Raw genomic sequence first — 12709 nt, forward strand, 5'->3', positions numbered from 1 at the left:
CTGTAGGGGGCTGCCATACTAATTCCCAATTGCTCTGCTATCCCTACTATAACGTCCTAATTTAACTTCGTAGTGCTATAGTGGTTGCAGCATCGACCAGTTCTTTAACATTCAGGAGCTGTATTTAGGTTGCCAAATCGTCCTTTGTCGCAGAGGAAGCTAGAGCAATGCGCTTGCCATCTGCTTTGATTCGTAAGAACAACTCACGCACTTGAGGAAAAGCTTTGATGCGGGGATGATATTCACGCTTGTAGAGTTCCCGACGGTAATCTCGCATACGTTCGCCTTTGGTGGGGCTTTGACCGCCATCTGATTTATTCAGTTCTTCAACTGAGAAAAAGACAGGCATTAACTTGTCACTGCCTTTACCAATTTGGGTGCGGATCTGCTCGTAAGGAATTTGATGACCAAAGTGTTGGAAGGTTCTTTCCCATGACTGCGCGTGAAAGTCAACAGTATCAACCAGTGTTCCGTCTATATCGAAAATTACAGCTTCGATCACAAATTGCTTGCCCTGATGTTAAGTGGTAAAACATATAATGCACATTGCAGCAGAATTAGCAGTAGAAATGTTCTGCCAAAAGATAGGTAGAGTGGCGCTTTACGGGGTACGGTAAATGTATACAAGATACAACCGATCGTAAACCCACAAGCACGAGCCGCAATGACGACTTTTATCGGCGCTCTCCTTCACTCTGATATGGTTTTGGATCTTCAGGATTCTGAATTTTAGTGCGGTAAACGGTAATATTTTCCTCGCCCTCTACTTTCAAAGTTGTGTTGTTCCAGCGAGGTTGATGGCATATCCACTAGCCCCCGCTGTCTTACGACAGATGGAGCAGTAGCAACGCATGTAGGGATAGGTTTGTGGGCTATTGGCACTAAAGCTTACTGCCCCACAATGGCAAGAACCGAGTAGCAGCATGGTGCTGTCCTTGGCTAAACTTCTTAATCCAGAATAGATTTTCTGGAATCTAGCGCGTGAGTCGTGAAGCTATATAACAACAATTCAATTTTAAATTTAAATCTTTATGTTTAAACTGGGGTGCAATCCGATACTGCACCCTTTATTATTTGCGATTGCTCTAATACTTTAGACTGCTGCGAGTGCAATTAACAGTATCACTCAAAAAAAACGACAATTTAAGCCTACTCTAATAACACTTTGAGCGAATTAACTATAGTAGCAACGGCACAATTACACCAATACATTTAGGAGAAGGTTATGGCATCAGGAATGATGGTTGCAGGTAAATGGATAACCGATGAGAACGAGCAAAATCAAAGCGTTGATTTCCATGAGATCCCAACAACGTTTCGCGATCGCGTGAGTGCCGATGGCAAAAGCGGGTTTAAGGCAGAAGCTCTACGCTATCACCTCTACGTTTCCTTAGCGTGTCCGTGGGCGCACCGTACCTTGATTATGCGCGAACTCAAAGGGTTGAATGATGCTATCTCAGTCTCGATTGTCGATCCGATTATGAGCGATAAAGGCTGGATGTTTAGTCAAGCACCAGGAGCTATTCCTGACTGGGTGAATCACGCTCAATATCTGCAAGAGATTTATCTCAAAGCCGATCCCAAATACACGGGACGAGTCACTGTTCCCGTCTTGTGGGATAAGCAATCTCAAACCATCGTCAACAACGAATCTCGCGAGATCGTGCGGATGTTTGACGTGGAGTTTGCTTCATTGGCAACTCAGCAAGTAGATTTATATCCACACAACCTACAACAGCAGATTGATGAAACCATTGATGCAATCTATCTACCAATCAATGCTGGTGTCTATCGCGCTGGTTTTGCAACATCGCAAGCCGCCTACGAAGAAGCCGTGACCCAACTGTTCGAGAGTTTAGATCGATGGGAAATCGTTCTGGGCAAGCAACGCTATTTATGTGGCGATCGCCTTACAGAAGCCGATATTTGTATGTTTGCAACACTGTATCGCTTCGACTCAGTGTATTACGGTCACTTTAAATGCAATTTGCGGCGAATTCTCGACTATCCCAACCTCTGGAATTATCTACTGGCTCTATATCAAATTCCTGAGTTCAAAGCGACGTGCAATCTAAACTATACCAAGCGTGCCTATTACATGAGCATGACCGAGATTAATCCCAATCGAATTGTACCGAAGGGTCCAATCGTCGATTTTGACCAACGGCACGATGGTCGCGAAGCGAACCGCCTTCGGCATCGCAATCGCTTTGGGGGCGCATAGGGAGCGATTGCTCCCCCTTACTTGCCAAACGGCTGCCCCCACCTGTCCCAATTCTCCTTATTAAACGGCGATCGCCAATGCTTGAATCAGCGCCAATTCTAGCTGCTGCCTCGATTTGGTATTCGCTGGCACATCCCACCAAAAAGCCGCTACCACTGCTACGTCAAGCTTGTGCTTACGATTCAAGCTGACATAATTGGCAACATACTCCTTTGCATCATGTACGCCTTTTCACCGCTGCGATGGCGTGCGCTTCGTCTCCCCTACGTACAGCAGGATAGGAAGGGTGTTATCAATGATGAAATATAGACAAGCCTCACTGTCATTATCGGGCAAGCGATAGAATTCTGATGGGTGCAGTCGTAGCGAAAACGGGTCAATGCTATCGGGATCGCAATGCGCCGGAGTCAGGTCAAACAATGCTGTCTGCTGCAATGGCTCACTTTCCCTTACTCGTTGCTGGTAGTCGTAGATTTGGGACTTCCATCGCACCAGGGCTGTCTCGTCCATTACCAGTGTCTCTGGTCTAGTAGCTCGTTCGGGTTGCAGAGCGGAGAAGAGGCTCTCGCTGATTTGGTTCCAATGGTGGCTTGAGAACGCAACAACTAAATGTTGATAATCTGCTGTGGTTCAAAAGTGTAGAGGCGGTTAGTGCGAGTCACATTCGCACTAACCGAAATTTCCTGTGAATAATTTTTACGAAAAATCAGTTTTCTTGTAAAAAGAAAGCAGAACTCTGAAGTCATAATTAGCAGAACAAAGCTAGAGATTTTTCTCGCCCTAGAAGCTCGAACTTCACAGGAGACGTAATATGCTAAGCTCCTCAACATTAACGGACACTCGCGAACATAGCATTCTGAATGATGGAAGCAAAATCGTTCGCTGCGACTTGGTACCCTGGACTCGTTTATCTGCACCTGGACTAGAAGGCATTTCGTATAAGATACTCAATTTTGACGAGGATCGTGGATATATGGTGCTAGTCAACACTTTCGCTCCAAAAGCGAGATTCGCACCGCACAAACACCTTGCCCAAGTCGAAGTATTTATGCTTGAGGGTTCATTTTTCTACGATAACGGAAAAGTTTTTGCCAACGATTACATGGCGGAAGCTGGCGGCGTGACTCATGCACCAGCAACAGATGAAGGCGCTCTCATGCTGACGATTTTACATGGTCCATTGCAAATACTTAATGAAGAAGGAAATGTTGCTGCAACAGTAGGAATAGATGAAATGTATGAATTGGCACGAGCAAATAACGCTGTGGCTCACCTCCGGAGAAAATACCACCGCGCTACTTCCTCCCCGACTTAGTTGAAGTCACTTGCTGATGCCATTAATTTGTCGGAAACAGGGTTTAGCAGCCGTAATTTTGCTACATTATCTAAGGCTTTTCCTCCCGATCGGGTTTGAGAACAAAAGTGAGAAAATTTGAGCAGGATTGTATGAGGAAACAGCAAGAGTGTTAGAAGACGATGAACTACTATCAGATGTAGGTGTGGACTACACGCCCTTACGCGATTTAATCTCGTCGGGTCAATGGAAAAAGGCTGATGAGGAGACGGGGGCAATTATGCTCAAAATCTCCGGTCGCGTTACAGCAGGTTGGCTGAGAGAGGAGGATATAGAAACTTTCCCTTGTGCGGACTTGCAAACAATCGATTCGCTTTGGTCAAAATCCAGCGGCGATCGGCGTGCGAGTAGCAATGGAACAATAAACTGGGTTAAGCTTGAAAGCCTTTGTGCATAGTCTTTTTGGCAGAAGCTAAATAGCAGCTTCGGTCACCCAAAATTCCTATGATAAGGATTGTTATCACAGGAATAAAGTGTGCATACCCTTGACACAACAAAGGATAAAGGAAAAATCTTAAAACCTGCTTTTTTATCGTTATCACAGGAATATAATCCTTAACTCTGTTTTTTGCTTTGATGATACTATCACCCCGATTCGCATCCAATGTTTACTGGGAAATGCCCACAATGCAGCACTGCGATAGAACGGGATTTTACAGCACGGGTACATTGGGATTGTCCAAATCAAGAATGTGGTTGGAAAGACGACACGGTGTGAGGCGATCGCCCTCTTCGCGCTTTCGGCGCAAGCTCAACTAAATGAATCCTCTGGCATTCCTAATCCGGTTGCCGCAGCCGCATCTTGGGCAATAGATTCTTCTTCGTAAGGGGAATGCTCTTTGAGCCACCCAGAAAATTCTTTCTTCACGATCTCGTCGTAACTTGCTTCATGACTTTCTAACCAAGCAGCTACTTCTTCATGACTCATAGTTTTCAGCGTATCAACTACACAAGAAAACTCAAGCGTACCGCACCTGCCACTATCACAAACCTCTAGTAGTGCTGGCATCAAGTTGTCGGGACGCGGGTTGTTAACTCTTGTCATCTCACTTTTCCTCGCTAGGTGGGTTGCTCTGCCTCCATGATGCATAACTTCTTTTGACAAAGACAATTAAGGTGTCGTAACAACAGAATTTTCTCTTCCCAAGGTATTGCCCGAGCCAACCTGAGCCAGCGTCAGACTCTCAAAAGCGTAAGCGTTGCGTAAACGTTATTATCGCACCTCCTAGCACCCAAGAATCGGAGATAATAATACATCTTGTTTTTACGATCGCTTGAGTTAAATCAACGAAGATATGTGGCTTGTAACCATCACCTGTTCATCTGATGCTTGGAAACGCTTGAGTTCTGACTTTCTAGCTATAGCAGATAAGTACCCGAGCACTTGTACCTCCTCCAAAAGAATGCCGGATGGCAAGCGCCTCATGGAATACAAAATTGAGGATGTAGGAGATGCCGAAGCCTTTCAAGATGATTGTCAAAATTTGGATGGATTTACTGCTGTGTTTGAGTCACTTTAGGCTTTTATGCGCTCGCGACTTAGTTGCTCATATAGATTAGCCCCATTCGCAGAAAAGCGTGGCTCTGTTGGTTTTTATTTATTTGTGTTAATCGCACTAAAGTTAACTCGAAAACTGTAGGAAAATGAAGCTAAAGGTTTGAGTTAGAGCCAAAAAATTGTAGGTAATTACTGAAATTAAAGGGTTTTTCCTGGGTGTTCCGAGGGGTGTCCGACTTCACAACGTCTAGCTGAATTTTGGGAGGAAAACTAGCGGCTAGACTGGCGTATCCATACCCTCTGGAGGACGGCAAAATGAATACTCATCAATTGATCGGTCAATATGAGACAGGAACAAGAGTCTTTCAAGGAATATCCCTTCATCAGGCAAACCTGGCAAGGGCAGACTTAAGTGGAGCAGATTTGAGCGGAGCAGATTTGAGTGGAGCAGATCTAAGTGGGGCAAACCTGAGTGGTGTCAACCTAGTTCGAGCGAACCTAACTAACGCCGATTTAGTTGGGACAAATTTGACTGGTACGAACCTGAGTGATGCTAATTTAATTGCGTCAGATTTAAGTGGAGCCAACTTGAGTCGTGCCGATTTGAGTCGTGCCGACTTACGCAGTGCTGTCTTGGTTCACGCTCATCTGGTGGCGGCTAATCTGGGCGAAGCAGATTTAAGTGGAGCCGATTTGAGTCAGGCTAATCTGAGCGAGGCTAATATCAGTGAAGCCAACCTGACGGGGGCAGACTTGACCCAAACAAATTTGAGCCAGACAGAGCTAAGTGGAGCAAAAATGCCTACAGGAACGTCACGTAACTGGGTAACTTGGGGTAGCGGTTAAAATCGCGTTGCTAGCTGGGTTATTAACCGCTGCGCCAGTAGAGTATATCGTCCAGCGTCCTTCACCTGTCTAACTGCTAGACCAATGGCTTTCGATGGACCGACTAAGATCGCTAACTGTTTGGCACGGGTCAAACCTGTATAGAGCAGGTTACGCGAGAGCATCATGTAGTGCTGCATGTATAAAGGTAAAATCACCACCCGATACTCGCTGCCCTGGCTCTTATGAATAGTTGTAGCGAATGCCAGTGTAATTTCATTCAAGTCTGCATAGTCGTAAGTGACCCTTCGCTCCTGATACTGCACGGTTACTTCCTGTTCCTCTAAGTCAATTGCAGTGATGGTTCCCAAGTCGCCATTGAAAACTTCGCGGTCGTAATCGTTGACTTGCTGGATGACGCGATCGCCTACTCGCAATACAATAGAGCCTGACTTAATCTCAGCCTTGCTAGCTGACGGGGGATTGATTAAACCCTGCAAAACGCCGTTGAGGTGGCGCGTCCCCACTTCTCCCCTGGTCATGGGACACAACACCTGTACGTCCCTGGCAGGGTCAAAACCTAACTGTGGAATCACGTCAGTGACCAGTTCTTGAATTCCCTGCACTCCATACTGTGGCTCTGGTGCTCCCAACCACAAACAATCTGAGTTGGGATTTAGAGAAACAGATTCCAACAGCGGATACTGACCGGAGTTGATCCGGTGGGCGTTGCTGACGATGTAACTTTGTGCCGCTTGTCGAAATACTTGCGTCAGCCGCACGACTGGGATTTGCTCTGATGCAATTAAATCTCGCAACACGTTGCCTGGTCCCACTGACGGCAGCTGGTCGATGTCACCTACTAGCAATAGTTGAGCATCGGGCGGAATTGCCTTGAGCAGGGAGTGAGCCAGAAACAAGTCCAGCATCGAGGCTTCATCCACTACAATCGCCCGTGCTTCGATGTGATTATCGGCATCCCGTTTAAACTTCATTGTCTTGGGATCGAACTCTAGCAGACGGTGTATGGTTTTGGCTTCCATGAGAGCGACTTCACTCAACCGCTGGGCTGCTCTACCAGTGGGTGAAGCTAGGACAATAGACTTACCCATTGCTTTCCAGAGTGCAACAATAGTGCGGGTGCAAAAAGTTTTCCCCGTGCCAGGACCACCAGTAAGAATCGTTACCCTTTGACTCGCTGCCATCTCCACTGCTTGTTGCTGTTGGGCAGATAACTCAATCCCCTTGGCTTGGGTGAATCGCTCAATCCAGTTAAGTACGCGGGGTAAATCTACTGCCACCGGACGAGCAAGCAAATGGTGAAGCTGAGATGCTAAATTCTGTTCGCTGTAATAGAAAGACGGCTGATAGTAGATAAACTCATGCTCTCGATGCCCCTGCATTATCAATTGTTCTTCCATCCCCATTTGCACCAGCAGTTGGGCGATCGCCCGGGAATTGGGTTGGTGGTCTTTAATGCTCAACCGCTTCACTACCTGCTCCACTAGTTCGGCTTGGGGCAAGAAACAATGTCCGTCTTCTGCTGCTTCTCCCAAGACGTGGACGATCCCAGCACGGTATCTATACTCGGAGTCAGGGGCAATGCCCAGGTTACGAGCGATCGCATCGGCTGTAATAAACCCAATACCATATATATCTGTTGCCAACTGGTAAGGGTTGTTGGTGACAGTGGCGATCGCTGCATCATTGTACTGTTTATAAATTTTGACAGCAAAAGTGGTTGAAACACCGTGCGACTGAAGGAAAAGCATCACTTCTTTGATAGCCTTTTGGGTTTCCCAAGCAGTCTGGATCATCTTGATGCGCTTTTTGGCGATGCCTGGAACTTCAACCAAGCGTTCTATCTGAGTTTCAATAATATCGAGTGTTTGCAAACCAAAATGAGCGACGATCCGCCGTGCTGTCACGGGTCCCACTCCTTTAATTAAGCCACTACCTAGATATTTCTCTATCCCTGTTATGGTTGCAGGTTTAGTTTCTCTATAGTGCGTGACTTGAAACTGAGCGCCATACTGAGGATGCTCCCGCCACAGACCAGTAAGCTGCAATGTTTGTCCTGCCTGAATATTGGCAAAGCTACCGACAATCGTAATTAGGTCACGAGATTGTGATGTTTTTAACCGCGCTACAGTGTATCCCGATTCCTCTGAGTGGAATGTCAGCCGCTCGACTACCCCTGTAAGGTATTCATACTGTGGGGTAGCTTGGGCTTGTGGCGTTTGGGGTAGAGTAGACATCGATAGTACAGAACTTTGGCTACATCATAAGCGCGTTGCTAGCTAGCCTAACCCTAGTTTATAGTACAGAAGTACTGTAAAAACTGAGCGATGAATATACTCTGGTTTCGCCGCGACCTGCGACTTAGTGACAACGAAATCGTTGCCCTAGCAGCAGTTGGCAAAGCCGAAGTTTTACCCTGTTTTATCATCGATCCCTGGTTTTACCAACAGCCGGATGTAGGTAGGGCAAGGGTCAGGTTTTTATTTGAGTCGCTAGAAAACCTAGACTCTAATCTCAGACAGCGGGGCAGTCAGCTGTATTTATTTGAGGGGAAGACTGTAGATCTCCTCCAAAGTCTCGCTAGAGAGCTACTGCAACAAGGTCATCGTCCCAAGCTATTCTTCAACAGAGACGTGCAGGTGGAGTATGGCATCGAACGCGATCGCACGATCGTTGACTTCTACCGCCAATCAAATCTTGAGTGTCATATAGGTTTGAGCAGCTTCCTGCAAGAGTCAGATCGCCGCGACTCTTGGTATGAAGAATACTACACCTATCAAAGACAACCGCTATATCAAGCTCCTACTCACATCAATACCCCACAGTTGTCTCTTAACCTGCCACAGTTGACATTTGAGGAATTGAAGCAGAAGTACGGTCAATTTTGGCAAGGAGATAGCAAGTATTTCATTGGAGGAGAAAGCAGCGCGATCGCAACATTAGAATCATTTGTTGGCTCTCGATTCCACGGCTACCACTGGAAACTGTCTCGTCCCTGGCTGGCGCAGAAGGGTGCGACTTCTCACTTGTCGCCCCACATAGCATTTGGCACGATATCAACAAGGCAAGTCTATCAAAGCACCAAAGCTAGAGCAGCAGAACTAGTCAACTCTCCCAAAGCTGAATTCTCCCTTAAAGCATTCCGCGATCGCCTGCGCTGGCGCGATAGTTTTACTCAACGACTCTACCACCATCCAGAAATAGCCCACACCAACCGCTACCCAGAATTTGACGAATGGTATTCATCGGATGAGTTAAAACTAGAAAAACAGGAATTGTTTGAAGCTTGGCAGGAAGGAGAAACTGGCTTTCCGCTAGTGGATGCTTCAATGCGACAGCTCAAGACAATGGGCTGGATGAATTTCAGGATGAGGGCGATGTGTGCCACCTTCCTAACAATTAACTGTGGCGTTTCCTGGCATCACGGGGCGCGACACTACATGAACTACCTAGTTGATGGTGACTTGGCGATCGACAACTGGCAGTGGCAGATGCAGGCAGGGGTGACTAACCCGCTGTCCGATACCTTCCGCATCTATAACCCGAATAAGAATATAGAAGATAAGGACTCCGATCTAAGATTTATCTACCAGTGGATTCCCCAATTGCAGGGTTACAGCTTACCTGAAATTCTCTCTGGAGTTTACCAGGGTGAAAGTCACTACCCCGCACCTATATTAGATTGGTCGCAAACTCGGAAAGTCAACGGTAAGGTTGTCGCGGATTTGCGTAAACGGGTGAGGGAGCGATTGGTTGCCCAAGGAGGCGATGAGTATGATGGGGCTGCGATTGCTAAAACTACAGTGGATAAATATTGGCAGGTTAAGGATAAGCAGTATCAAGAATATCGACGCAGACAAGAGGAGCTGAATTTTGAAGCAAGGTAAGAATTTCGGTACAAAAAAACTGGAGTGACGTTGAGCGATTTAGTTGTAGCAAACCTATTCCAGGCTTGTTTGTTCAATTCAATAGACCGAAAGCGATCGCGCAGCCTTCTTCCTACCCGCACCAAAAATCTTCAATGCTTGGACTGCGCGACGCTTAGTTTCTTAATCAAAGCTCTTGAAATAGTATAAAAATACTGTATGGTAACAATGCCCCTCTAAGCAACATCAAAAATTTTAAATTCTTCATGGTCGGGGAATGGATACACGCACAGATTTTTTGTGATTTGAATATTCAGTTTTTTGTAAAACATTGGATGGATAACGCAAGTATCACCAACTAATAACGGAAGACGGCTATTATTTGCGTACTCAAAATCTGCTTCAACAATTCCTGCTCTTTCGTCAATTTGCCTAACCCTTCCTACAATGCCGAGTTCAGCTACAAGCTGGCGAAAGGCTGAAGGGGAATATTCGCCAGCAGTCCATTGAGATGCGGTTTGAGAAGCTCGTCGATCGAGTTCGTTACCCTTAAAAATCAAAGGAAGACCAGATAACGCTTCTGCGATTCTAGCTGCACGGGGGTAGAGCGAACTATAAGAATTAAATACTTCGTCTGCTAACAGTTCTTCCCCTTGTTTGACACCCATAATGATGTCTTCTGTTGTAAATTTTGGAAAATTTCCTTTTTCTTGGGCACATTTAGCAATGGAGTTGCACAACACAATTAACTGTCGCGGACGCATTTGAGTGTGGCGTAGCACGTAGGGAAAAGACTTTTCTACCAAATTAAATTCATTTTTTAAATGTCTGTTAAAGAAAGGCTCCCACTTCTCAATTAAAACATCCCTGTGCTTATCCCAGTCAGTTTTATTTTCGTAATAACCATTGATGTTATTAAACTTTAAATACCGCCATAAACGCCAACTAATTAGCTTGAGTAAGTCTTTGGGTCGCCAATGTAAATAGACTTCATGGCGAATTGATTTGAGGGTATTGAGTAAAATTTCTTCTTTCAAATATGGAAAAATTTCAGCCATAATAAATAATTTTAGATGAAGATTATGCTGCGAGAATTCTCTATTAAAATTCGACGCGCACTGAATGAGAGCAGCAGTAGCTCGCATCATGGATTGGTCTTTTACTGCATAATTCTCCAGCGTGTCAATTGCTACAATAATTGGATTCTTTTTAGCAACTTCTAAGACGGCTGCTTTTGCTGTTTGAATAGTTTCACTACTAATTAAACTTTCTAGCTCATCAGCAAGACTATTATCTGTTTTGAGAAATTTAGTCATGAGTGCTTTAAGTACGTGGAGAATGAAGGCAGATACTTTTTCTTTCCCATCTCCAAATATACAGGCTGCTTTAATCCTCAGATCTTTTTCTTGAAACTGACGAAATATAATTGACCAGATGACAAATTCCCAAATTTTCACTAGTCGAGGAATAGCAACTTCGCGGCTTTGCGCTGCACTTTCTGCTATTTTGGACATAACTTGTTGGAAAGCAGCAGGTTCATCAACATCAATTACTGCGGCGTTAGGAATAACTTTCTGAAAAGAAAAGAAATGAGAAAGTGCTGTCTTTCCCGTGCCTCTTCTACCGATAATTAAAAAAGTTTTACGACTCATTACTTCTTGGTTAAAAGGAGTGTGTTGAAAATAATATTTGCTATATTCATCAGTACCTAATAACTTTAATTCAGATTCGCAATCTGGCTCGCCAAATGGTTCTAATTCGGTGAACATATTAGCATATTCCATTTTATTCTCCTTATTGTGCTTTTTTAGTTAGCAATTCAATTCGTGTTCTCCACTAACTTGCTATTTACATAGCAATATTTGCCTCTGAAACTTAGAACTTCCGATCTTTGAGTCGAGTAATTTTAATAGTGTGCTATTCAAATCCTGAAGCTGCAAAATCAAAAAGTTCTATGTTTATTACACGAGCATTTGATTCAATTTCGGAACGATCGCTGTTTTGAGGAGCAGGTAATGATGCTTCTTCCGAGCATTTTGTGATAAGAAAAGCAAAGACGAGAGTTAGTTAGGCTCAACTTTGAGGATGGTACAGGTATTAAATTGAACTGCAACTAAATCTCGCTGAAATACAATATTTACAGTGGGTAGCAGCCAATTAAAAGAATCAAAAGGTTTCTAAAAACGTATTAAATAGCACTTGAATGATGGTAGGAAGTAACTAAGCATAACGCCATGCTCAACCTGGATGCTACCTATGCTTGTACCGATTGATAAAGGCATTAATATTTAGCAAAGATTACAGACATAGAAGATCTAGCACCTGCACGGTGCGGCGTTTGGTTTCCTCCTGTGTCGGTCATACTTGAGTGCTTTCGCTGAGTCGTTGCTTTCGGCTGGCTGTCCTACTATGACCATCAACTCTTTTTCAGAAGAAACCAGATAGTTTACGCAGCGGAAGATCGCGCGAGACGCAGAGCCAGGGAAAAGCTGAACTTGCCTAGAGTTGGACAAAAATTTGTAAAGTTTGCGGAATCTGCAAACCCTAGCTTGCAATTGTTAATTATGTTTCCAGAGAAATGCTATGGAAAAGCACTATTTAATTTTCATTCATGGTATGGGTGAGGGTAATCCCAGCGAAAGCTATGAAGACTTGTGGCGACTTCTGATAAAGACATCAAAGTTAGACAAATCTGACTTTGAATCAAAGTTTGCTCGAATTGATACTGCATGGCACACTCCTCCTTTAAGCACGGCGGCACAAACGCTATATGATGATGCTTTCCCTGACTTAAGACAGCAAACTCTGAATCCGATGAAATATGTCAGAGACTTCATGACGTTTTTTCTGGGAGATGTCATTGCTTATGTATCGGAGGACGTAAACTTCATCCGCCGCAGGGTTTGGCAGGATATCTGGAA

General features: G+C 44.8%; 13 protein-coding genes and 1 pseudogene. 7 read left to right on the forward strand and 7 right to left on the reverse strand.

Annotation, left to right across the window (positions count from 1 at the left end; genetic code table 11):
• Positions 1–124: 124 nt before the first annotated feature.
• Both DSM107010_RS20255 and DSM107010_RS43015 read right to left on the reverse strand, forming a co-directional pair.
• Positions 125–502, reverse strand: coding sequence for an HAD family hydrolase (locus DSM107010_RS20255; RefSeq protein ID WP_199755645.1), 378 nt, complete (start codon positions 500–502; stop codon positions 125–127).
• 135 nt (positions 503–637) lie between these two features.
• Positions 638–925 (reverse strand): annotated as a pseudogene (locus DSM107010_RS43015) (GFA family protein); the annotation flags it as partial.
• 300 nt (positions 926–1225) lie between these two features.
• Here DSM107010_RS43015 and DSM107010_RS20260 point away from each other — a divergent pair.
• Positions 1226–2224, forward strand: coding sequence for a glutathione S-transferase family protein (locus DSM107010_RS20260; protein WP_127023741.1), 999 nt, complete (start codon positions 1226–1228; stop codon positions 2222–2224).
• A 60-nt stretch (positions 2225–2284) separates the two neighbouring features.
• Here the strand turns inward: DSM107010_RS20260 and DSM107010_RS42335 are convergent, their stop codons facing one another.
• Both DSM107010_RS42335 and DSM107010_RS39820 read right to left on the reverse strand, forming a co-directional pair.
• Positions 2285–2410, reverse strand: a complete 126-nt coding sequence (locus DSM107010_RS42335; protein ID WP_277871336.1) for a hypothetical protein — start codon at positions 2408–2410, stop codon at positions 2285–2287.
• A 45-nt stretch (positions 2411–2455) separates the two neighbouring features.
• Entirely contained in the window at positions 2456–2734 is a 279-nt protein-coding gene (locus DSM107010_RS39820; protein ID WP_199755646.1) for a hypothetical protein, read from the reverse strand.
• 301 nt (positions 2735–3035) lie between these two features.
• Here DSM107010_RS39820 and DSM107010_RS20270 point away from each other — a divergent pair, with 301 nt between their 5' ends.
• From DSM107010_RS20270 to DSM107010_RS42340, 3 genes are all read left to right on the forward strand, one after another.
• Positions 3036–3539 (forward strand): cupin domain-containing protein, encoded by a 504-nt coding sequence (locus DSM107010_RS20270; protein ID WP_106171589.1) that lies wholly within the window; start codon positions 3036–3038, stop codon positions 3537–3539.
• Positions 3540–3687: 148 nt separating this feature from the next.
• On the forward strand, positions 3688–3975 hold the full coding sequence (locus DSM107010_RS20275) for a GUN4 domain-containing protein (protein WP_158631824.1): 288 nt from the start codon (positions 3688–3690) through the stop codon (positions 3973–3975).
• A 230-nt stretch (positions 3976–4205) separates the two neighbouring features.
• Positions 4206–4337 carry a hypothetical protein gene (locus tag DSM107010_RS42340; protein WP_277871337.1) on the forward strand — a complete coding sequence of 44 codons (132 nt, stop codon included), beginning with the start codon at positions 4206–4208 and terminating at the stop codon, positions 4335–4337.
• Here the strand turns inward: DSM107010_RS42340 and DSM107010_RS20280 are convergent.
• Positions 4330–4623, reverse strand: coding sequence for a hypothetical protein (locus DSM107010_RS20280; RefSeq protein ID WP_127023744.1), 294 nt, complete (start codon positions 4621–4623; stop codon positions 4330–4332). The two genes, DSM107010_RS42340 and DSM107010_RS20280, sit on opposite strands and share 8 nt — an antisense overlap.
• A 768-nt stretch (positions 4624–5391) precedes the next feature.
• Here DSM107010_RS20280 and DSM107010_RS20290 point away from each other — a divergent pair.
• Positions 5392–5922 (forward strand): pentapeptide repeat-containing protein, encoded by a 531-nt coding sequence (locus tag DSM107010_RS20290; RefSeq protein ID WP_106169663.1) that lies wholly within the window; start codon positions 5392–5394, stop codon positions 5920–5922.
• Here DSM107010_RS20290 and recD2 read toward each other — a convergent pair.
• On the reverse strand, positions 5919–8159 hold the full coding sequence (gene recD2, locus DSM107010_RS20295; RefSeq protein ID WP_106169657.1) for an SF1B family DNA helicase RecD2: 2241 nt from the start codon (positions 8157–8159) through the stop codon (positions 5919–5921). The two genes, DSM107010_RS20290 and recD2, sit on opposite strands and share 4 nt — an antisense overlap.
• A gap of 90 nt (positions 8160–8249) precedes the next feature.
• Here recD2 and DSM107010_RS20300 point away from each other — a divergent pair, with 90 nt between their 5' ends.
• On the forward strand, positions 8250–9809 hold the full coding sequence (locus DSM107010_RS20300; RefSeq protein ID WP_106169655.1) for an FAD-binding domain-containing protein: 1560 nt from the start codon (positions 8250–8252) through the stop codon (positions 9807–9809).
• A 215-nt stretch (positions 9810–10024) separates the two neighbouring features.
• On the opposite strand, the gene DSM107010_RS20305 is transcribed toward DSM107010_RS20300, so the two are convergent.
• Positions 10025–11572 (reverse strand): P-loop ATPase, Sll1717 family, encoded by a 1548-nt coding sequence (locus DSM107010_RS20305; protein ID WP_127023747.1) that lies wholly within the window; start codon positions 11570–11572, stop codon positions 10025–10027.
• Positions 11573–12371: 799 nt separating this feature from the next.
• Between DSM107010_RS20305 and DSM107010_RS39825 the strand changes: the two genes are divergently transcribed.
• On the forward strand, positions 12372–12709 hold a 338-nt coding region (locus DSM107010_RS39825), incomplete at its 3' end, for a hypothetical protein (protein WP_199755647.1).

It is taken from the genome of Chroococcidiopsis cubana SAG 39.79, from assembly GCF_003991895.1.
GTDB lineage: Bacteria > Cyanobacteriota > Cyanobacteriia > Cyanobacteriales > Chroococcidiopsidaceae > Chroococcidiopsis > Chroococcidiopsis thermalis.